The organism is Paenibacillus paeoniae (assembly GCF_003388735.1).
GTDB lineage: Bacteria > Bacillota > Bacilli > Paenibacillales > Paenibacillaceae > Pristimantibacillus > Pristimantibacillus paeoniae.
In genome coordinates, this window is sequence record NZ_QUBQ01000002.1 from 21,391 (window position 1) to 42,640 (window position 21,250).

At 49.0% G+C, this 21,250-nt stretch carries 19 protein-coding genes; all 19 read right to left on the bottom strand.

What is annotated here, in order from left to right; genetic code table 11:
• Positions 1-33: 33 nt before the first annotated feature.
• Positions 34-1,119, bottom strand: coding sequence for a 3-phosphoserine/phosphohydroxythreonine transaminase (gene serC / locus DX130_RS12555; protein ID WP_116045982.1), 1,086 nt, complete (start codon positions 1,117-1,119; stop codon positions 34-36).
• Between the two features lie 212 nt (positions 1,120-1,331).
• A complete protein-coding gene (gene glnA / locus DX130_RS12560; RefSeq protein WP_116045983.1) occupies positions 1,332-2,756 on the bottom strand; it encodes a type I glutamate--ammonia ligase in 1,425 nt (474 codons plus the stop codon).
• 255 nt (positions 2,757-3,011) lie between these two features.
• Complete coding sequence (gene aroF, locus DX130_RS12565) at positions 3,012-4,076, bottom strand: 3-deoxy-7-phosphoheptulonate synthase (RefSeq protein WP_116045985.1); 1,065 nt, start codon at positions 4,074-4,076, stop codon at positions 3,012-3,014.
• Positions 4,077-4,257: 181 nt separating this feature from the next.
• Complete coding sequence (locus DX130_RS12570; protein ID WP_116045986.1) at positions 4,258-5,226, bottom strand: 4-hydroxy-3-methylbut-2-enyl diphosphate reductase; 969 nt, start codon at positions 5,224-5,226, stop codon at positions 4,258-4,260.
• Positions 5,227-5,267: 41 nt separating this feature from the next.
• A complete protein-coding gene (locus tag DX130_RS12575; protein ID WP_116045988.1) occupies positions 5,268-6,800 on the bottom strand; it encodes a sensor histidine kinase in 1,533 nt (510 codons plus the stop codon).
• 4 nt (positions 6,801-6,804) lie between these two features.
• Positions 6,805-7,500 (bottom strand): response regulator transcription factor, encoded by a 696-nt coding sequence (locus tag DX130_RS12580; RefSeq protein WP_116045989.1) that lies wholly within the window; start codon positions 7,498-7,500, stop codon positions 6,805-6,807.
• Between the two features lie 79 nt (positions 7,501-7,579).
• Positions 7,580-9,163 carry a trypsin-like peptidase domain-containing protein gene (locus DX130_RS12585; protein WP_116045991.1) on the bottom strand — a complete coding sequence of 528 codons (1,584 nt, stop codon included), beginning with the start codon at positions 9,161-9,163 and terminating at the stop codon, positions 7,580-7,582.
• A gap of 505 nt (positions 9,164-9,668) precedes the next feature.
• Positions 9,669-10,082, bottom strand: coding sequence for a YugN family protein (locus DX130_RS12595; RefSeq protein WP_116045995.1), 414 nt, complete (start codon positions 10,080-10,082; stop codon positions 9,669-9,671).
• A gap of 71 nt (positions 10,083-10,153) precedes the next feature.
• Positions 10,154-10,819, bottom strand: a complete 666-nt coding sequence (locus DX130_RS12600) for a response regulator (RefSeq protein WP_116045997.1) — start codon at positions 10,817-10,819, stop codon at positions 10,154-10,156.
• Positions 10,816-11,853 carry a sensor histidine kinase gene (locus tag DX130_RS12605; RefSeq protein WP_116045999.1) on the bottom strand — a complete coding sequence of 346 codons (1,038 nt, stop codon included), beginning with the start codon at positions 11,851-11,853 and terminating at the stop codon, positions 10,816-10,818. Before DX130_RS12605 ends, DX130_RS12600 begins: the two co-directional genes overlap by 4 nt.
• Before the next feature lie 7 nt (positions 11,854-11,860).
• On the bottom strand, positions 11,861-12,880 hold the full coding sequence (liaF, locus tag DX130_RS12610; RefSeq protein ID WP_116046001.1) for a cell wall-active antibiotics response protein LiaF: 1,020 nt from the start codon (positions 12,878-12,880) through the stop codon (positions 11,861-11,863).
• 178 nt (positions 12,881-13,058) lie between these two features.
• The gene (locus DX130_RS12615; protein WP_116046003.1) at positions 13,059-14,447 is read right to left on the bottom strand and encodes a methyl-accepting chemotaxis protein; all 1,389 of its coding nucleotides are present in this window, start codon (positions 14,445-14,447) and stop codon (positions 13,059-13,061) included.
• 134 nt (positions 14,448-14,581) lie between these two features.
• A complete protein-coding gene (locus DX130_RS26460; protein ID WP_165861263.1) occupies positions 14,582-14,737 on the bottom strand; it encodes a hypothetical protein in 156 nt (51 codons plus the stop codon).
• Between the two features lie 58 nt (positions 14,738-14,795).
• Positions 14,796-15,362, bottom strand: coding sequence for a 3D domain-containing protein (locus DX130_RS12620; RefSeq protein WP_206098819.1), 567 nt, complete (start codon positions 15,360-15,362; stop codon positions 14,796-14,798).
• Positions 15,363-15,432: 70 nt separating this feature from the next.
• The gene (thrS, locus tag DX130_RS12625; protein WP_116046004.1) at positions 15,433-17,367 is read right to left on the bottom strand and encodes a threonine--tRNA ligase; all 1,935 of its coding nucleotides are present in this window, start codon (positions 17,365-17,367) and stop codon (positions 15,433-15,435) included.
• 413 nt (positions 17,368-17,780) lie between these two features.
• Positions 17,781-18,704, bottom strand: a complete 924-nt coding sequence (locus DX130_RS12630) for a putative sporulation protein YtxC (RefSeq protein WP_116046006.1) — start codon at positions 18,702-18,704, stop codon at positions 17,781-17,783.
• Positions 18,705-18,708: 4 nt separating this feature from the next.
• Entirely contained in the window at positions 18,709-19,317 is a 609-nt protein-coding gene (locus DX130_RS12635) for a hypothetical protein (protein ID WP_116046008.1), read from the bottom strand.
• Between the two features lie 151 nt (positions 19,318-19,468).
• Positions 19,469-19,759, bottom strand: coding sequence for a hypothetical protein (locus tag DX130_RS12640; protein ID WP_116046010.1), 291 nt, complete (start codon positions 19,757-19,759; stop codon positions 19,469-19,471).
• A 205-nt stretch (positions 19,760-19,964) separates the two neighbouring features.
• Positions 19,965-21,101, bottom strand: coding sequence for a cyclic dehypoxanthinyl futalosine synthase (mqnC, locus tag DX130_RS12645; RefSeq protein ID WP_116046012.1), 1,137 nt, complete (start codon positions 21,099-21,101; stop codon positions 19,965-19,967).
• Between the last annotated feature and the right edge of the window lie 149 nt (positions 21,102-21,250).

Here is a 21,250-nt window from a genome sequence, read left to right on the forward strand (position 1 = left end):
ACGGCGAGGGAAGGGCGGTCTATTTATCGTTAACTACCCGTTGCGTTTCTGGAAATCAGTCATAAACTGCGTGAGCGCCTGACAGCTTTCGAGCGGAACTGCATTGTATGTCGAAGCACGCAAACCGCCTACGTCACGATGCCCCTTCAATCCAACGAAACCAAGCTGCTCGGATTCTTTAATGAACTGCTTCTCTAGCTCCTCATTGCCCAGACGGAACGTAATGTTCATCAGGGAACGACTTTGCGGTTGAGCACAGCCTCTGTAGTAACCGCCGCTTTGATCGATCGCATCATAGATCAGCTTCGTCTTGTCGCGGTTGTATTGCTCCATCTGAGCGACGCCGCCTCTTGCCTTGATCCACTTCAATACGAGAGTTACCATATAAACTGCGAAGGATGGTGGCGTGTTGTAAAGCGAATCCGCCTTCGCATGCGTCTCATAACGGAACATGGCAGGAATCGACTTCGACCCTTCCTTGACCAAATCTTCGCGGATGATAACAACCGTCACTCCCGAAGGACCCAGATTTTTCTGAGCGCCTGCATAGATCGCGCCGAATTGGCTGATATCAATCGGACGGCTCAAGATATCGCTGGACATATCCGCGATCAGCGGCACGTCTCCTGTCGACGGGAATTCATGGAACTGGGTTCCGCCAATCGTTTCATTAGAGGTTAGATGCAAGTAAGATGCCCCGGCAGGAACTTCAATTTCGGACAAGCTAGGCATGCGCATAAAACTGTCGGATGCTGTCGAAGCGGCGATAACCGTATCCCCGATCAGCTTCGCCTCCTTAATTGCCTTGTCAGCCCAAGCGCCTGTCTGTACGTAAGCGGCTGGATGGCCCGGACGAAGAAGGTTCATCGGAAGCATTGCGAACTGCGTGCTGGCTCCGCCTTGAAGGAACAACACTTTGTAGTTGTCCGGAATCCCGAACAATTCACGCATAAGCGTCTGCGCCTCGTTATTCACGCCCTCATAAAGAGGACTTCTGTGAGACATCTCCATAATAGACATACCGGCACCGTGGTAATCGACAAATTGCTCTTGCGCTTGCTGCAGAACTTCGAGCGGAATCGCCGCAGGACCTGCATTAAAGTTATAAGCTCTAGCCATTCTCCCATCCCACCTCTTCAATCTTTGTATATGATATGGCTATGATAGCAAGTTTGCACGCCTGCATCAAGTAGATTCCGGACAATTTCGCAGAAAAGTCGAACATATTTATAAAATACTTAATAAATTATTCGGATTTAGAACATTCATTTCTAAGTGGGCAAGAAAAAACGAGCCTGGATGGGCTCGTTTTTCTTCTATCCCAATTGTGATTAGCAATCGAAGTAGAGGCTGTATTCATGCGGATGAACACGGATGGACACCGCTTTTGCTTCTTGGCGTTTAAGTGCCACATAGTTGTCGATGAAGTCTTGGGAGAATACGCCGCCTTCTGTCAAGAAGCCGGAGTCCGCTTCCAGAGCGTCAAGCGCTTCGTCCAGTGTGCCTGGAACGCTGCGGATTTCTTTCTTCTCTTCTTCTGGCAGATCGTAGATATTTTTGTCGAAAGGACCGTAGCCCAGTGCGATCGGGTCAAGACCTTTCTTGATGCCGTCAAGACCTGCAAGCAGCATAGCTGCGAATGCCAGGTAAGGGTTAGCTGTGGAGTCCGGTGTACGGAACTCGATACGACAGCCTTTAGGCGTAACAGCTGCGATTGGAATACGAACTGCAGCGGAACGGTTGCCTTTGGAGAATACCAAGTTAACTGGCGCTTCGTAGCCTGGAACCAGACGTTTGAAGGAGTTCGTGCTTGGGTTTGTAATAGCAATCAGAGCTGGAGCATGGTACAGGATACCTCCGATGTAGCTCATAGCCAGCTTGCTCAGGTTAGCGTACTCTTTGTTATCGTAGAACAAAGGAGTGTCGCCGTTGAAGATGGAAGAGTGAACGTGCATGCCGCTTCCGTTGTCGCCGAACAGTGGTTTTGGCATGAAAGTTGCCACTTTGCCCCATTGACGAGCTACGTTTTGCACGATGTATTTGTATTTAAGCAGGTTATCTGCCGTTTTTGTCAAAGTGTCGAAACGAAAGTTGATTTCCGCTTGGCCAGCTGTTGCTACTTCATGGTGATGACGCTCAATGCGCAGGCCGGATTCTTGCATCACGCGTACCATCTCACTGCGGATGTCTTGTTGGGAGTCAACCGGAGCTACTGGAACGTAACCGCCTTTTACCGGAATTTTGAAAGCAAGGTTGCCGCCTTCTTCTTTGCGACCTGTGTTCCAAGCCGCTTCTTCGGAATCAACCGAGAAGAACGAAGTGTTCATCGAGCTTTCGTAGCGAACATCGTCGAAAATGAAAAATTCGGATTCTGGCGCGAAGAATGCTGTCGTGCCGACACCTGTCGTTTGCAGGTATTCTTCCGCTCTTTGAGCGATGCTGCGCGGATCACGATCATAACGCTGTCCATCTGGAGTGTGGATGTTACACATAATGTTCAAAGTAGGATGGCTAGTGAAAGGATCAACATAAGCTGTCTCAGTGTCAGGCATCATAACCATATCGGACTCTTCGATACCGCGGAAACCAGGGATCGAGGAACCGTCGAAAGCAACGCCGTTCACGAAAGTATCAGCGTCCACCTCTGTAGAAGGTAACGTGATGTGATGCGCGCCACCGGAGAGACCCACAAAACGGAAATCTACGAATTGAATGTTGTTTTCTTTAATTTGCTCCAAAACTTTTTGAACTGACATCTAAATTTCCTCCATTTCCGAACATTAACTAGTGTATGAGCGTTTATTGTTCAATAATTGCTCCGAATCTTGTTGTTATTATAAAACTCAGCTTTCCACTCCGTCAATACTTATGTCAGGTATTTTTTATTCCCATGTCAGGTATACTTACAAGTTTGAACAGTTGTTCACAATGATAGCGTTTTCGTTGCATACAAAATAGCCCCGCCTGCTTGGGAGAGCAGGCGGGACGCGAAATTTCGGGTTATGCAATGGTTATACGATTTTCCATTCCTTAAAGGCTTCAGCCGGCGCTTTCTCCGTATCGAACGTTTTGCCAACGATCGGAGCGAGCAAGGCAAGGTCTTTCAGCAAAGCTGCAAATTGATCCGGGAACAGCGATTGGACGCCATCTCCTGTCATGGAATTATCAGGATCGGTATGCATTTCGATAATCAAACCGTTCGCTCCGGCTGCAACCGATGCTTTTGTCATCGGCTCTACCAGCTCACGTCTGCCCGTACCATGGCTTGGATCGGAGATGACAGGCAAATGGCTAAGCGATTGCAGCACCGGAATTGCGCTAAGATCAAGCGTATTTCTTGTGTAAGTCTCGAACGTTCGGATTCCGCGTTCACACAACATGACATTGGGATTGCCGCCTGCCAAGATGTATTCCGCCGCATTTAGGAATTCATCGTAAGTGGAGCTGAAACCGCGCTTCAGCAAGACAGGGGTCTTGATCGTACCCAGCTTGCGCAGCAGATCGAAGTTTTGCATATTGCGCGTTCCGACTTGCAGGATGTCTGCGTATTCCGCGCATACGTCCACGTATTCCGGCGTCATCACTTCCGTAATGGTCAAGAGACCATGCTTCTTGCCCGCTTCCGCCATCATCACTAGTCCCTCTACGCCAACGCCTTGGAAGCTGTATGGTCCTGTTCTCGGCTTGAATGCCCCGCCGCGAAGAACTTGACCGCCTGCCGCCTTCACCAATCTTGCAATCTCGTCGATCTGCTCCGGCGTCTCGACGGCGCATGGGCCGCCCATGACAACCAGGTTGCTGCCGCCAATCTTGACGCCTTTAATGTCAATGATGGTATCATCCGGGTGGAAATCCCGGCTTGCAAGCTTGTAGGACTTCGAAATTTTAATGACATTGTCTACGCCTTTCATCTGACGCAGATGCTCGGCCAAAGTAGGCTCAGCATTCCCGATGATGCCGATAACTGTACGGTCGGTTCCTTTGGATACATGTGCTTGCACGCCCGTGTTCTCGATATATGCGACAATCTCATTAATTCGCTCATCAGCGATGTTATGTTTTGTAATGACGATCATGTCCATCTCTCCTCAATTGTTCAATGTGGCAATCTTTAGGTCATTGCCATTATTTTCTTTCGCGCTTTTAAGCTTTTTGGCTTTTAAGCTTTTATGCTTTTAATCGCTAAAGTAAATATACCGAAATAATCGCTCAACGTCAACACCTTTGAGCGATCTAATTTCGTCTAAATTCGTAACACTATACGGACGATTCCGTATTGACTGTAGATTTCACGCGTATGTTAGGCAAGAGCTTGTTCATATTGACGGTCCGCTTGATTTCCCAGGTAGAAGAGTCACGATAGTCATACTGCTCCAAATAAGTGATGACTTCCTTCGTAATTGGCGTCGGCGTCGAGGCGCCGGACGTAACAGCTACGCGGTCAATCCCTTGAAGCCACTCCCCTTTGATCTCGCTGACGTCGGATACACGGTATGCCTTCACGCCCGCGATCTCTTCAGATACTTGCGCCAGACGATTAGAGTTATTGCTCCGCGGATCGCCAACAACGATGCAGAGCTGAGCCGTACCCGCCTGACCTGCAACAGCTTCCTGGCGTACCTGAGTAGCCAGACAGATCTCGTTATGCACTTCGGCATGGGGATACTTTTCCTGGAGCTTCTGTATAATGTGGCGGATATCCCATTGCGACATCGTCGTTTGGTTCGTTATGATGACTTTGTCGTGTGTAATCTCCAGCTCATCAATCTCCGCTTCCCGTTCAATGAGATGAACCATGTCCGGAGCGACGCCAAGCGCTCCTTCCGGCTCTGGATGGCCTTTCTTGCCGATATAAATAATATGATAGCCCGCCGCTGTCTTCTCCCGAATGAGATCATGCGTCTTCGTGACATCCGGACAAGTCGCGTCCACGACGGACAAGCCCTTCTGCCGGGCACGCTCGCGCACCTCAGGCGATACACCGTGAGCGGTAAAAATGACAGTGCCCTCATTGATTTGATCCAATATTTCAAGACGATTCGCACCGTCAAGCGTAATAACGCCTTCTTTCTCGAACGCTTCCGTTACATGAGCATTATGAACAATCATACCCAAAATATAGATCGGTCTAGGCAAATCCAGATTTTTGGCCGTTTGCAATGAAAGCACCATAGCGTCGACCACGCCATAGCAGTAGCCTCTCGGCGATATTTTCACGATTTCCATCCGTTGCACCTGCTTTCTGACGAACCTCCGTTACGCGATCGCTAGCTTAGGTTCGGGTCCGTTTCTACTATTATAGACGAATCATCCCGCTCGGAAAAGTCTATCGGCAGCCAAATCGTGAATGTAGACCCTTCATTCTCCAGCGTAACCACTTCAACCGAGCCTCCATGTTCATCCAATATCCACTTGGCAATGGATAATCCTAGGCCCGTTCCGACAGTAACACCACGTGATTCATCAGCGCGATAGAAACGGTCAAAAATATGCGGAATCTCATCCGGATCCATACCGATGCCCGTATCCTGAATTCTCCAACCGACATAAGTAGCGGTACGGACAGAGCTTAACTCCACATGCCCGGATGATGTGTATTTGAATGCATTTTCGATAAAGATAAACAACAGCTGTTGCAGGTAATCATAATTGCCGTATACCGGCACCCCAACCAGCTTGGATAAGTCGCCCATCTGCCATTCTGCCGTTCGAGGCAGAAGCTGCGCTCTTCTTACCACTTCTTCCGTCAGCGGCAGCAATTGCAGCTGCTCCTTCTCCATCACGTAACCCGCATCCGCGCGCGCCAGCGCCAGCAAATCGCCGACGAGTGTACTCATTCGCCGTGATTCCGCCGCAATGTCGGACATCGCTTCACTGGACATCTGCCAATGGTCCGTCGTCAGCATGAGACCGTCTGTCCCCATAGATTCACCTGATTCTTTGGCACGAGACCACATCTTCTCCAGCAAATCGATATTGCCGCGTATAGTCGTCAGCGGCGTACGAAGCTCATGAGAAGCATCGGAGACGAATCTCCGTTGCGCTTTATAAGCGTCATCGAGTTCATTATACGCCGTCTCCAGCCGCGAGAGCATGGAGTTAAGCGTATCGACAAGCACACCTACCTCATCCTTTGGTCCCTCTGAAGGGATTCGCATACTCAGATCAGAGCCCTTCTCGATCTGCTGCGTGGCATCGATCACTCGCCCGATTGGGCGAAGCGCCTGACGAGCGATGAGCATACCTACTGTAAAGGCAATAATAACGATAAGAATGGAATAAGAAATAAGTGTGTTGCGCAGGCCGGACAAATATTTGTCTTCATTATAGGTTAAAACGCCAACCTGGAGCAGGCCGACTATTTGTCCATCCGATATAGGGGAAGGAATCAGCCTTTGGTACGTCAACAAATCATATTTAGTCTTTCCTACTTCAATGACTCGCTTATAATACCCCTCTTCCGGCTTGCTCTTCTCATCGGGATATGAGATCTTAACCCCTAATTGCGATAAATTTGGAGATTGATCAATAACCTTCTCGTGATAATTGACGAGCTGAACAAATGTATCTTTATCCAGCAGCCGGCTTTCGCCATTCAGCCTCAAATTCAAGATATCTCTATCTTTTAACATTAGAAGACTGGCATTGACATTCACTTGACTGCTTTGCTTCTTGAGCATAACTTTCAAGTCGTTGTACGTATTCCAATTCACAAACAAATAGACGCTGACGCCGAACACTAGCAAAGTGATCGCCAGCAATCCGGAGTACCACAAGGTCAGACGAAGCCGAATGGACATTCCTCTATCCTGCCTCCCCCCTGAGCACGTAGCCCGTACCGCGAACGGTCTGAATAACCCGTTTTCCGCCACCTTCTTCTACCTTCTGCCGCAGCATGGCGATATATACCTCCAGCACGTTGGATTCGCCGCTAAAGTCAAACCCCCATATCTTCTCCATGATGGCGTCACGCGTCAGAACCCTTCTTGGATTTTGCATAAAAAGCAGCAGCAGGTCGTATTCCTTGCTCGTCAACTCAATGCGACGGCCTGAGCGAATCGCTTCGCGCGCGTCCATATCCAGAACCAGATCTTCGAAGCTAAGTTGATGGCTGCTGGTCTCATCCAGCTTGTCCGATTTGCGACGAAGCAGCGCTCTGGCTCTCGCCAGCAGCTCTTCCAGCGCGAACGGCTTCACCAGGTAATCATCCGCACCCAGATCAAGCCCCTTCACCCGGTCGATCACATCATCCTTTGCCGTCAGCATCATGATCGGCACAGTGCTGCCGCTTTCGCGAACGCGTCGGCATACTTCCCATCCGTCGATCTTAGGCATCATGACATCCAGTATGATTAAATCGGGGTCGACATTCAGAAGAGTCTTCAGACCCTCGGCTCCGTTAGATGCCGTCGTCACTTCATAACCTTCGAAAGCCAAGCTTCTGCGCAGCATCGATATAATTCTCTCGTCGTCATCCACGACTACGATATGCGGTCTCATGGGCATAATCCTTTCATCCGAACAAAAAGCGCAGAGAGTCGAAACTCTGCGCCTTGTTCGCTAGTTGAGCAGCAGTTGGTTATTCTAATCCAAATACGTTTTTATCGCCGATTTCGACCTTCAAGTTCATCTCTTTTCCTTGGCGGATAATATTGAATTCCACCTGCTCGCCGACTTTTCTGGATTTAATATCAGCAATCAGCGCTGCCGAAGAAGACATCTTTTTACCTTCTACGCCCATAATAACGTCGAATTGCGTAAGTCCTGCCAGGTAGGCTGGTGAATTGTAATAAACGCTTTTCACTAGCGAACCTTCCGTTTTTTCAAGTTTAAGCTGCTTCGCCATTTCATCCGTTACATCGTATAGCTCTGCCCCGATGAACGGTGCCGCTTCTTTAGGTACCTCAGTGTTGTTTTTCAAGCTGTCCAGCACTTCTGTAATCGTGCTGGTCGGAATCGCAAAACCAATCCCTTGGGCTTGCGAGCTAACTGCCGTATTAATGCCGATAACCTCACCCTTCACATTCAGAAGCGGTCCGCCGGAGTTGCCCGGATTAATGGAAGCGTCCGTCTGGAGTAAATGCTTGTAATTGCGCTCGCCCTGCTGGTCAGGGATATCGATTGGACGTTCTTTGGCGCTAAGCACGCCTGCTGTAATCGTATGATCAAATCCGTAAGGATTGCCGATTGCCACTACCCAGTCGCCAATATTAATATCATCGGAGCTTCCAAGCGACAGTGTCGGGAATGCCTTATCCCCTTCAATCTTCAGCACAGCCAAGTCCAAATCATAGCTTGAGCCCAGTAGCTTTGCCTTGAATGGTTTGTCATAGCCTTGTACCGTAACCCGAATTTCGTCGGCTTGACCGACCACATGCTGATTCGTCAGAATGTATCCGTCAGCCTCGAAGAAGAACCCGGTGCCGATGCCGGATTGTTGCAGCTCGCCGCCCTTCTCCTCACTCGGCGCTTGTGTTCCCGGATAATTGTCGCCAAAGAACTGTCTGAAGAACGGATCGTTGAACAGGCTGTTGCCGCCGTTGTTCGTCCTTGCCTTCGCATAGGTCTCAATCTTGATCACAGCCGGGCTTGCCTGCTCGAAGAGCTGAGCGATATTGTCGGGTCTAGCTACAACGTTCGATCCGCTGCCTGCACCACTGCCGCTTACCGTCGTTCCCGAACCTGCGCCGCTGCCTGCCGACTGCGTTGCAACCGCATTGCCCGTAAACCAGTTGCGCGTATCCGCCGCATACATAAGTCCGCCTACGACCAGTACGCCTGCCATAAAGGACAGGAACATCGATTTGAATGTCGGGCCTTTCTTTTCCCTTACTTGAAAAGCATTTTTCACATTCCCGCCTGCTGGTGGAACCGGTCTGATCTGAGGCGGATAAGAATGCGGCAGTTGCGGCGTCCCTCTCTCATATCCATCCGCTCGTTCATAGCCATTCCCGCTAGTAATAGACTGTGATGGTTCATTGACGGTAGGACCATAAGAATAATAGTAAGAAGGCTTCTGTTCTTGGACGTGAGCATGTTCCGCTGCCCCGACATGGTCATTCGCATCATTTGCTTCGTTCGTATTGTTCGTATCGTCTGGACGCTTCGGCTCCCCCGGATTGAAAAAGTCGTCGTATCCCTTTTTGTTGTTTTGATCATCCATATGCGTTCTCCTCCGTTCGATTGCATGTCATTTAATCTATTTCCTTGCACATTTATCTGTTAGTTCTATCATGCACATTCTACCTTAAAACAAACTTAAAAAACCATGAATTTTAGATAACTTTTGGGCTCGTCAATATTCATCATTTAAATTGAAAGAGCCAGGGGAGGCATCCCTCGCGGCTCTTTATTAGTTTAGCATATTTATAATTTCTGTGGGGATCTAGCGATATTACTTCTAATACGATATAGGTGTCTATACTAGAACAAGTCAATCTGAAAAGGACTAGGGTGTGTCTGAGAACGCTGAGGGCAGCAAATTTTGCCGAATTTTCGTTCCATGCAAGGCGCGTTTGCTTGACGTACCCGGGGGTACGTCAAGCAAACGGAACGAAGCAGGGGGCGGAAAGGCGGTGAAAGGTGCCACTAAATGGGTTTTCAGACACGCCCTAGAACAAATAAAACAGCCAGTCACCGGAAAATATCCAGGACTGGCTGTTTTATGATCAGCGTTTCAACAAACGATCCACTTCGCTCATAATCTCCTTCGCCCGCTCCGTCCAGCGATCATCTACTGGAGCGTCGGGATCGGAGGGCGATTGAAACTGGTCGAACATCGCGCCCACTACCCGGAAGGACGCCTCGGGATCATTGCCCTCTTGATACAGATGCCGCAGCACGTAGGGTGTAGCGAACCGAATGATGGCATTGTTCTCCGACAGCTCGCTGTCGATATTACCGTCAGTCACCTGGAACGGAATACGAAGCCATACCTTGTTCTCATTATCGAGCGCACGGTCGAACGAGCCGCCGTCATAATCCCAATTGCCGCCAAGCGTGAAGCCTTGTTCTTCCAGCAGCACCTGCATTTCTGTAAATTTCTTCTCTACGCCTTCCACTTCCGAAGCGATCGGAATCATGCGGGCATACCTCCAGCCTTTTTTTCCGTATTTGCTAAAAGGTAGTATGCCCGCAGCCAAGTTACGTTATGCTAGACGCGATTCGCCCAGCCTTTGCGGTGAGCGAGCACCGCAAGCTGCGTCCGATCCTCCAGCTCGCACTTCATCAGCAAATTGCTGACATGTGTTTTCACCGTCTTGATGCTAATATGAAGTTCTTCTGCAATCTCCTTATTCGACAAGCCGTCCGCAATAAGGAGCAGCACTTCCTTCTCCCGCTCCGTCAAGTCTTCATCGCCGGACTGAGCCGTTCGCTGCCGCAGTCCTCTTGTCAACGCCTGCGATACGTCCGTTGTCATCACCGGCATGCCTTTGAATGCTCCGTTAATGGCATAGATCAGCTCTTCCGCCGATACCGTCTTAAGAACATAACTGACCGCTCCTGCCTCGATCGCCCCGTATACCTTGTCGTCTTCCAAGAAGCTGGTGAGCATCACGATCTTCATATGAGGATATTTCGAGATTACGGCGCGAGTTGTCTCGATCCCGTCCATCTCCGGCATCATCAGGTCCATCAATATAATGTCCGGGCGCTCCTCTTCCGATCTGCTATCCAACCAGTTCAGTGCTTCTCTGCCGTTGCCCGCTTCTGCAATGATGTCTAACTTAGGTTCCAGCATCAAATAGGTGCGAAGTCCAATTCTGACCATATCATGGTCGTCGACAATCATAACCTTTATCGTATCTGATCCATTCATCGGCTCTGCTCTCCCCGGTATATTTTCGGAATCGTTACCTTCACTCTTGTTCCGCTGCCAACCTTGCTTACGATATCTGCGTTGCCGCTCAGCTTCTGCGCTCTCTCCTGCATTGTGGACAAGCCATAAGAGCCCGTCTTTACCGCGTCTGCTTTGAACCCTCTCCCGTCATCTACGAGCATCATCACGATTTGCCGTTCCGTATCTGCCAGCGTTAACGTACAGCTGGTAGCTCCAGCATGCTTGACGATGTTCGCCATCGCCTCTTGCACGATCAGGAACAGCTGATGCTCCTTCGCTTCGCTAAGCTGCTCTGACAGCCGCCACTCCAATGAGCCTTGCAGGCCGTTCTGACGGCAATAATCGGGGAACCACTTGTCCAGCGCTTCCTGAAGCGTCCTGCCCTCCAGCTCCATCGGACGCAGTTGAGCGATGAAGTTACGCATCTGCTTTTGCGCCAAATTGGACATTTGAATAAGCTGGTCGAGCACCGACTTTGCCCGCTCTTCATCCACTTGCTGAAGCTTTGGCAGGGAAGAAGCGCACATATGAATCGCAAATAATTGCTGACTAACCGTATCGTGAAGATCGCGTGCCATACGCTTGCGCTCCTCCAGCACGGCTGCTTCATTGGAAGCCGCTTCAATAAGCACCTTTTCCTCGCCCATTTGCTGCAGCAGCTTCATCTTCTCTTCCATCTGCTCGGCCAGTTCATTGAACTCCCGATAGAGCGGCACAAAAGAATTATGACCTTCTTCCGTAATGCGCACTTCGTAATTGCCGTTCACTGCCTGCTTCAAGGACAAATGCAGCGTATCCAGCCTTTGGCCGAATCGCTGCGCTGCCCAGTAGCCGAATCCCCCGCTTACTAACACGATAAGCAGGCCCGACCATAGCTTAAGCTCAAATGATGTAAATTGATGACCGACAATGACTGTCCCTAATAGCATGACCAGCAATACGGATACGAGAGACGACAGGGCGAACATGCCAATCAGTTCCCACTTGCCGCTCCGCAAGAAACGAACCATCATGCCAGCTTCACCCTACCTTCGTCACGCGTGTATCGCCGATAAAGGTACTGACGATGAGCTTGATTTTTTTGTCGGCGTCCGCATAATGCGAGGACTTCGCATTGACGTTTGTGAATATACCGCCTTCTTTCTGGCCAAACACCTTCACATCCCCGATGAATGCGCTGGATACAACCTGCACGCCTACCTCGTAGTCATTCGGAACATATACCTTCACATCGCCGATAAAGGAAGAAATCGTAACTTTGGTTACACCAAACGGAATCTGTGCTTTAGTCAAATCAAGAACAGTATCTCCGATAAAATGGGAAATGTTCATCGGCTTCAACTCCCAGTAATCATGCCCCATGTGAATATCGCCGATAAATCCGGATCGGTTAATCGTTCCAGCGTCGTGGTTCCACCATTCCACATGTTCCTTATGTCCGCTACCTTGGAAACCGGAATATTTGCGTTTTTTATGCTTGCTATAGCCATCATCCATTTCGTAAGGATCGCTGTCATACTCATGCTGCTTCGTTTTCGATTGTGCCGAATTTCCGTGGCTGTTATGACCGTTATATTCGTCAGAGTCGTCCCTTCCCGTCGGGTCGGGATGAAGCGGAGGTGCCGGAGGTACCGGCGATTCGTCCTGGTAAGGACGATAGGACTGCCAATCCTCGGCAGGCGGCGAATGCTTCTTCTTCTTACGGGGACTCCAGATCATTCGAAGTCCGACGAATATGATGACAACCGGAATCAAAAACGGAATAATATCCCTGACGGACCACGTAAGGAAATTCAAGTTGGTGCCAAGGAATATCGCACCAAACATGACCATAAATAAACCCCATGAGCCCGAGCCGCCGTGGCCGCGTCCAGACATCATCTGCGTCAAGCCGAAATAAATGAGGATACACGGCCAAAAGGTCGAAAACACATCTCCAATGCTAAAATCCAAATAACCGAGCTGCCTAAGCAGAAATGCTACACCCAACGAAATGATAACAAGTCCGGTCAGCAACCGGCTTGCGAAGTTTCCATTCATGTCGCCAACTCCTATGCCCTTCAATTTATATGCTAAGTATACCTGATTGCCCGTCTCTCCATAAGGGACGGCCGATTGAACTTCATCTCAGTCTCTAGACCGATATGAAAGTAATTTTATGGAAAATAGTTTGACCAAAAAAATACCGCCGTTGCCCAGGCAATGACGGTAGGGGGTTCTATTGAATCGACATATCCGCACCAATGACACCAATCGTCTCACCGTTCTCATCATGAATCGGAACGGAAATCGTCATGCACAGTTGCTTGGTAATCGCAGAGACATAAATATCAGATTGGAAGGCATGCCCGGCTATTGCCTGCTTCCACCATAGTCTCCCCTTTGCGTTCAACAATCCAGCCTCTGGCAAGGACACGATAAAGGAGCCATCCTTCCTGTTCGACCAAATCGCCTCAATATCCGACTTGGAGCGTAGAAGCTCGGTCAATAGCTTCTGATGCTCGTCTTCCTTCAACGATCGCAACCGATTGTCGGCAGCCGCTTGCTTCAGCCATTGCTGGAGAGCAGCAACGTTGCCCATTGCCTTATTAATCGTATGTTTGATACCCACATTGTCGATCGCTTTTACAAGTTCACCGGATGAACGGCCCAGATTGCCTTTAATTTTGCCAAGCTTAGTAATCTGCTCTCTCTGCTGTTGGGTCATTTTTAGCGTTTCGTCAATGCTCTGGACCGTCTCGTCCACTGATTCTACAACTTCCTTCAGCATGCTGGTCATATTGGACATATGCTCCGTCTGTCTGGCACTAGCTACTGCAGTACCGCCAGCCAATTCGTCCACCTCGGAAATTTTGCTCAGAATGACAGCCATTCTGGCTTTCGTTGACTTCATCTCCGAAGCTCCGCGTTCTACAGAACTCTTCTCTTCATCGACCGCAAGAATGACTTGCTTGACGCCAAGCTCGATTTGCTCTACGACCCCGGACGAGCGTCTGACCGCCTCTCCGCTTTGTTCGGCAAGCTTCTTGATTTGATCGGCAACCACTGCGAATCCTCTGCCGTACTCTCCGGCATGTGCGGCCTCGATGGAAGCATTGAGCGCCAGCAAGGAAGTTTGAGATACAATCTGATGAATAAGAGCATTCATCTCGCTGACATGGGACATCTGTTCAATCAGCTCACGGATATGCGCGTCCATGGCTTGATTCTGAATGATCAGTTGACTCATCACTTCATTGGTAGCCTGCAGGGATTGGCTGACGTCGAGTACAATTTCTTTCGCTTCATAACTCTTAGCCTTTAAATTGGATGAAGCCCCGCTTATCTCTTCTGCGGCGGATGCAACCTCCTGAAGGGCGGAGAATGCTTCCTCCATACGACTCATTGCTCCGGCGCTCGAGCTTCGGAGCGCCAATTCTTGAGCTGCCGACCGGTCGGCGACATCCGAGAGATGATGAATAGCGCCACCCACCTCATCCACAGCAGCGTTCAATTGATCAGAGATGACAACCGATTCATGAAGCAGCGTTGTCATCTTCTCCTGTTGCTCCGTCTTATTCCATTCACCTTCTGTATTTCGGGAAAACCATTGGGCTGCAGCACGCATGACGGTAAAACCGCCCCTCTCCAAGTGGGTTATGTGAATTTTCCCTACATTATAATCCAGTATTAGACAAAAGAAAAGGGAAACCAGTGTCGGTTTCCCTTCTTTTTTGAAGCATGATGTCATATAATCTAACCTTATTGTTGGTTTTGATTATTCTGAGCGGCTTGGTTCTCGTTTTGATTAGCAGATTGATTGTTGGTAGCATTATTTTGGTTGAACTCTTCAGCAAATTCAGCGTTGTGCTTATTGTTTTGATTTTGTGCTGCTTTGTTTTTGTTTTTATTGGTCATGGTCTTCACCTCCCCGTCCACCTATAGTATGGCAAGCGTTCGGCTTCTTATACAGAAATTACGATTCGAGGTAAGACTGGGGAATCGGCTTGCCAACTTCGATCGCTTGGTTGATTCCGTTCAGCCATGACTGGGTTAACTTGCCGTTTCCACGCCTCAGCACCTGAACCTCAACCTTGCGCTTGCCCCACTGCTCATATACTTCTTTAATGGTTTCGAAATATAGATCAATACGGTTCCCTTTGATGGCGGAACCCGTATCGGCTACTACTCCGTAGCCATAGCCCGGTATATAAAGCAATGTCCCGATCGGGAATTGCTTGGGATCAGCCGCAATGGTTGAAACCTGGTCCCGTCTAACCTTGACGCCTGAATACGTAATGCCATATCCGGGATGGCCGGGACGTTTTCCTGTCGACTCCACGCCTGCCGTATAGCCGGTTGCCACCACTTCTATGACATCCAATGCAGCAGTAGCTGTAGTATGGGATTGCTCAGGGCGATAACTGCTTGCAGATTGAATTGGCGCGCTATAGGCGATCGATGCTCCAATTACTTCCACTATCGCCAGGAACATGAGCATCAACATCCATTTCCTTGCACAAAGAAAAAAGCTTGTAACCATCTGGGCAAACTCCTCCTCAGAAGAATATTGCCCCGATCGTTCAAGCTTTATGCGCTAATTGTGCGGCTTGTTATTCCTTAGCCGCGATTTGGCCTTGCAGATATTGAATTAATTCAGCGATGGATTTCGCTCCGATGTCACCCTCGCCGCGCTTGCGGATGGATACGGAACCGGATTGCATTTCATTCTCGCCAACGACGAGCATGTATGGAGCCTTCTCAAGCTGCGCTTCACGAATCTTGTATCCAAGCTTCTCATTGCGCAAATCGCTCTCCACACGGATTCCCGCTTCCTGCAGCTGCTCGGCCACTTGACGAGCGTAGGATTCGTAAGCAGTGGATACTGGAATGACCTTCGCTTGTACGGGAGACAGCCATAGCGGCAGTGCGCCTGCAAAGTTCTCAAGCAGGTATGCGGTCATGCGCTCCATTGTACTAATAATGCCGCGGTGGATAACGACCGGACGGTGCTTCTTGCCGTCTTCCCCGACGTATTCAAGCTCGAAGCGCTCCGGCAGCAGGAAGTCAAGCTGTGCGGTGGACAGTGTCTCTTCCTTGCCCAGCGCCGTCTTGATCTGAACGTCAAGCTTCGGCCCGTAGAAAGCCGCTTCGCCTTCTGCTTCGAAGAACGGAAGCTCAAGCTCCTCAACAACCTCGCGCAGCATACGTTGGGACATTTCCCACATCTCGTCATTCTGGAAGTACTTCTCGGTATCCTGCGGATCACGGTAGGACAAGCGGAAGCGGTATTCCTTAATGCCGAAATCTTCATAAACCTTGCGAATCAAATTAATAACACGCGCGAACTCTTCTTTGATTTGATCCGGACGGCAGAAGATGTGTGCGTCGTTCAGTGTCATTGCGCGAACGCGGTGCAAGCCAGTCAACGCACCCGACATCTCGTAGCGGTGCATCGTGCCCAGCTCAGCGATACGAACCGGCAGATCGCGATAGCTGCGCATGTCGCTCTTGAATACCATCATATGATGCGGACAGTTCATCGGACGAAGCACCAATTCCTCGTTGTCCATTACCATAGTCGGGAACATATCTTCATTGTAGTGATCCCAGTGCCCGGAAATTTTGTACAACTCTACATTAGCCAGTACAGGTGTATAGACATGCTCATAACCAAGACGTTCTTCCAGATCGACGATGTAGCGTTCCATCGTTCTGCGGATTTTAGCTCCATTTGGCAGCCATAGCGGCAACCCTTGACCTACTTCACGGGAGAACGTGAACGTCTTCAGCTCACGGCCCAGCTTCCGGTGGTCGCGCTTCTTCGCTTCCTCAAGGAAATGCAAATGTTCGTCGAGCTGTGCTTTCTTAGGGAAAGCAGTACCGTAAATACGTTGAAGCATCTTGTTCTTGGAATCGCCGCGCCAGTAAGCACCCGCTACGCTAAGCAATTTAAAAGCTTTGATCCGGCCAGTTGATGGCAGATGCGGACCACGGCATAGATCGAAGAACTCGCCTTGATCATACAGCGTAATCTCCGAATCCTCCGGCAAGTCGCGAATTAGCTCCAACTTGAGGTTGTCCTCAAGCTCAGTAAAGATAGCCAGCGCTTCGTCGCGGCTAACGACTCTGCGGCGAATCTCCAGGTTCTCGCCGATAATCTTGTTCATTTCTTTCTCAATGGCTGTCAGATCGTCTGGTGTCAACGACTGCTCCATGTCGATATCGTAATAGAAGCCATCCTCGATAACGGGACCGATACCTAGTTTAATGTCCTTATTGCCATAGACACGCTTAAGCGCCTGTGCCAGCAAATGCGCTGTACTGTGGCGGTATACTTCAAGGCCGTCCGCAGAGTCAACGGTTACGATCTCAATCGCCGCATCCTGCTCGATCGGGCTATATACATCAACGACTTTACCGTCGATTTTGCCGGCAATCGCATTTTTTTTAAGTCCTGTACTGATCGAACCCGCTACGTCTTCAATCGTTGTGCCGGCTTCATACTCCCGAATAGCGCCGTCTGGCAACGTAATTTTAATGCTCATTTCACTTCATCCTCCCAATTCGTCTATTGCAAGCGAAGCAGCGAGAGCGCAACAAAAAAAGCACGCGTCCCGCAAAAGGGACGAGTGCTTGTCAGCTCGTGGTTCCACCCTACTTCAACTGAACCATCTCCATTATAAAACAAGACGGCAGTCCTCGTACGTATCTGGTAACGGAGATATCCGGTATGGCTTACTGCTGCTGTTGCCCAAGAGCAACGCAGGTTCAACCATACAGCTACAAGAGAGGTACATCTGCCCGCGTCTAGGAAGGAACTTTCAGCACGAATTCCTCTCTCTGGTCCAAGCGCATCTGGCAAACACATGACTCTTGTCATGGCTGTTGCAACGTATATGAGCATCATTATAGACCGATAAGAGAGAATGGTCAAGGGCGCTTTTGCAAGCATCCCTTCTTAGGGTTGTATCAACTCATCCAGTGTACTGGAACAGGACGGGCATTTCACGCATACTTTCACCCGGCTATCGAAGATCGTCTCGATCGTCCGAATGACTTGCATCTCGGGATGGCGCGTATGAATCATGATTTGTTTGGGAGATACGGATATTAAAGAGCTGATGACCATATCTTCGATATTCATCTCGGTCTCCAGCATCTCCGCTACAATCCGATCTGACGGCGGCTTAGCCTCCAGCGGCTGGAAGCTTTCATTGTATAGGGTGAAATCATGCCCGCCTTTGTGCAGCAAATGGACAAGCGGCACTTTCGACTCCTGCAGCTGCACAAAATATTTGAGCAGTGAAATAAACTCCTGGTACTGCTTATCCAGTACATATTCATCCAGCGCATACTCCACAATTTCCGTAAGCTCATTGCGATAGGCGCGCAAGCGGAAGGTTAATAAGCCGCTTATATTGAGATCATTCTCAACTTCGAGGAACTTCTCGATTTCCTCGGCGATCTTGCCCTTACGTCTAGCCCGATCCGCTTCCTGGAAGCGACTGCCCAGTCCCTCCCATTCCTTGCCGTGCAGAAGATCGTAACAATACTTCTGGATCAGAACAGCATCCATGGATGGGTTGCCCCGATATTTTTTCCCGATTATGCTGGACAATAGGTCTGGTTCCATCTGGCTCACAACATACTCCGCGATTGCGCTGGCGGATGCTTTATAGAAGAAAGGGCCGTCCGTCTTCAATTGAAAATGCGGCAGTTGGGCGATACATCTTACGGCTTCCGGCTCCTTCACAAACTGAACGAGCGGTTGACCGCTGCCCTTGGCCGACCTATGTAAATCAGCATCTACTTGTTCCTGTAACAACGTATGCAAGCTGTCGACTGATTCCTCATTTGGCAATGCGATTCTGAACAAATCCATGCGCTCACCCCTTTCCTTCCGTTACAGTATATGGCCCGCAGGCAACGTATATACAAAGAAGAGTTTGGCATGAGGCGAACGACAGGAGAAATAAAAACGACCGCCGCGACTGGCCTATCTGACCTAGTCGGGCGATCTCTCCGAACAATAAATCGAGCAGGAGCTCCTGAAACCACATATTCGCTTTGAGCTTGTCCCATGTATTCGACCTCTGCTGGTGCTGAACCATATGGAGAGCGAGTTCTTCTAATCTAGAATAAGAAGGAACCATAACAACCTGACGACAAGGTAGTTCTCCTTGTTCAATACGGAAGGGCTCTGAGGCATCATATACATAGAAGGTAATGAGATAGATTTGGACCTCCCTGATTTCTTCCGCACTGGTCTCCAACAGAACTCCAGGCGTCAGTACAAGGCAGGTACCGCGACTTATCTTTATGCTGTCTCCATTAATTCCGCACACACCGCTGCCCCCGCTTACAAGCAGCAGTGTATGTAAAGTGAGGATGCTTTTTCCCAATCGGATATATTCTTCCTTATTCAATAGACGGATCTCTTCAAGCTTAAACAACATAGCATCCGCCGCAAGCATCTTTGACTTGTCCTCTTGCATAGCTATCACCCTATCGAAAAGAATACCTGTAAAAAGAAAAGTATTGTATGATATTGATTCTCAATATCATACAATACTTTATAATGGGATCATAGAGCATTTAAGAAATCCGTCTGCTGATGGAGGTTGCTCTTTGATGAAATCCGTTTGATTAATAAAATATGTAATAATTAAGGAGTCCGATACTCTTGAATCGATCTGAGTTTGTTATTTTAGTTTCACAAGCCCTGATCACGACGTATTTCTGGCAACTAGTTGAGGTATCAATTAGAGTGTTCATGACATCTCCAAGTAAACTCACCCCAACATTGACTAAAATATGGTTTCCGGTTTCCTTTTTAATTTTATTTTTCAGAGCCTCATTGTAATCTTCAGTTGTGGGTACTGTAAAAGCCAGAATAACAAAAACAATTAATAGAATAGGCAGCCATCTTTTTTTCAAGTCTAAATCCTCCCCTAGTCCAATACTCCTAATTTACCATATTTTATATGAGTCAGCCATGACTTTTCATTACCTTTCAATTGTAATAAACATCTCTGCCCGACGACAAAAAGCGCCAGTGTATCATTAGTCCTCCAATTGGAATAATGATACACTGGCGCTGTTATTCGCTGTGTAATTGTCCTGTGTTCCCTTATCGTTCACACTAGTTTTGCATAATAAAGTCGCGTTCCGCCTTCTCCGATTCATGATACATGCGAAGAATGTTGTATTTGGTATCACGCTGAGCCGGAATTTTGCCCGCTTCGCGAATTAATTGAAGAATAAGGTCAATGTTCACTTTATGCGTTGTACCGGCAGCGGATACGACGTTCTCTTCGATCATGGTGCTGCCAAAGTCGTTGCAGCCGTAAGACAGGCTTAGTTTCCCCATCTCCGGTCCCATCGTCACCCAAGACGACTGGAAATTGTTGATATTGTCCAGCATCATGCGGCTAACCGCGACAATACGAAGATATTCCTCCGGCTTCGCCTTCTCCAGCTTCAGGTTAGTATTGTCCGGTTGGAACGGCCAAGATATGAAGGCAAGGAAGCCCGGTGTCGGATAATTATTCGCCAACACCCTATCTTGCTCATCTCGGATGCGCAGCATATGAAGCGCGCGCTCCTCTATCGTTTCACCCAAGCCGTATACCATCGTTGCCGTTGTATTCATACCGTGGCGATGGGCAGAGTTCATAACGTCCATCCAGTCTTGCCATGGACCCTTCATCCGGCTAATCTTCCGGCGTGTGCGATCATCCAATATCTCCGCCCCGCCGCCCGGCAAGGAATCCAATCCCGCTTCATGAAGCTGAGCAATCACTTCGTCCAGCGACAATCCGTCCGAGACCACCTTCATCTTCTGAATTTCGGCTGGCGAGAAGGAGTGCATCGTAATGTCAGGGAAGCGAGTTTTAATTTTGCGAAGCAAATCCGTGTAATACGTAAATGGAAGATTCGGATTCGTGCCGCCTTGCATCAATATTTCGGTACCACCAACATCGACCGTTTCTTGAATTTTATTTAAAATGACTTCGTCATCCAGCACATAGCCTTCCTTCGAGCCTGGCGCACGGTAAAAGGCGCAGAATCGGCAATATACGTCACATACGTTCGTATAGTTGACGTTGCGTCCAACCACGAACGTCGTAATCGGCTCCGGATGCTTTCTCAGCATCACCTGGTTAGCTACATGTCCCATCTTCTCGATCTGATCGGAAGCGAGCAATTCCATCCCGTCTTCCAGACTTAATCTATTGCCACTCAAGGCTTTATCCAATATCCGGTCTATCGCGCTCATCCGCAAGACCTCCTTAACTATTCAAGTGCTAATACTTAATCCTATCATAGATCAAGAAGACTAGTCATCCTCCCGCAGCAAAACCATTATGGCAAATTAACGAAATTTATATAGGAAGGAAGACAGACACTGCATCCCCGATAGCATCG

Bases quoted from the DNA above. Each gene is read 5' to 3' on its own strand.
- DX130_RS26460 (WP_165861263.1), bottom strand. From the start codon at position 14,737: ATGACCAATAAAAACAAAAACAAAGCAGCACAAAATCAAAACAATAAG.
- mqnC (WP_116046012.1), bottom strand. From the start codon at position 21,101: ATGAGCGCGATAGACCGGATATTGGATAAAGCCTTGAGTGGCAATAGA.
- DX130_RS12630 (WP_116046006.1), bottom strand. From the start codon at position 18,704: ATGGATTTGTTCAGAATCGCATTGCCAAATGAGGAATCAGTCGACAGC.
- thrS (WP_116046004.1), bottom strand. From the start codon at position 17,367: ATGAGCATTAAAATTACGTTGCCAGACGGCGCTATTCGGGAGTATGAA.
- DX130_RS12570 (WP_116045986.1), bottom strand. From the start codon at position 5,226: ATGGAAATCGTGAAAATATCGCCGAGAGGCTACTGCTATGGCGTGGTC.
- DX130_RS12605 (WP_116045999.1), bottom strand. From the start codon at position 11,853: ATGATGGTTCGTTTCTTGCGGAGCGGCAAGTGGGAACTGATTGGCATG.
- liaF (WP_116046001.1), bottom strand. From the start codon at position 12,880: ATGAATGGAAACTTCGCAAGCCGGTTGCTGACCGGACTTGTTATCATT.
- DX130_RS12575 (WP_116045988.1), bottom strand. From the start codon at position 6,800: ATGTCCATTCGGCTTCGTCTGACCTTGTGGTACTCCGGATTGCTGGCG.
- DX130_RS12620 (WP_206098819.1), bottom strand. From the start codon at position 15,362: ATGGTTACAAGCTTTTTTCTTTGTGCAAGGAAATGGATGTTGATGCTC.
- DX130_RS12580 (WP_116045989.1), bottom strand. From the start codon at position 7,500: ATGAGACCGCATATCGTAGTCGTGGATGACGACGAGAGAATTATATCG.
- serC (WP_116045982.1), bottom strand. From the start codon at position 1,119: ATGGCTAGAGCTTATAACTTTAATGCAGGTCCTGCGGCGATTCCGCTC.
- glnA (WP_116045983.1), bottom strand. From the start codon at position 2,756: ATGTCAGTTCAAAAAGTTTTGGAGCAAATTAAAGAAAACAACATTCAA.
- aroF (WP_116045985.1), bottom strand. From the start codon at position 4,076: ATGATCGTCATTACAAAACATAACATCGCTGATGAGCGAATTAATGAG.
- DX130_RS12615 (WP_116046003.1), bottom strand. From the start codon at position 14,447: ATGCGTGCTGCAGCCCAATGGTTTTCCCGAAATACAGAAGGTGAATGG.
- DX130_RS12595 (WP_116045995.1), bottom strand. From the start codon at position 10,082: ATGATTCCGATCGCTTCGGAAGTGGAAGGCGTAGAGAAGAAATTTACA.
- DX130_RS12635 (WP_116046008.1), bottom strand. From the start codon at position 19,317: ATGCAAGAGGACAAGTCAAAGATGCTTGCGGCGGATGCTATGTTGTTT.
- DX130_RS12600 (WP_116045997.1), bottom strand. From the start codon at position 10,819: ATGAATGGATCAGATACGATAAAGGTTATGATTGTCGACGACCATGAT.
- DX130_RS12585 (WP_116045991.1), bottom strand. From the start codon at position 9,163: ATGGATGATCAAAACAACAAAAAGGGATACGACGACTTTTTCAATCCG.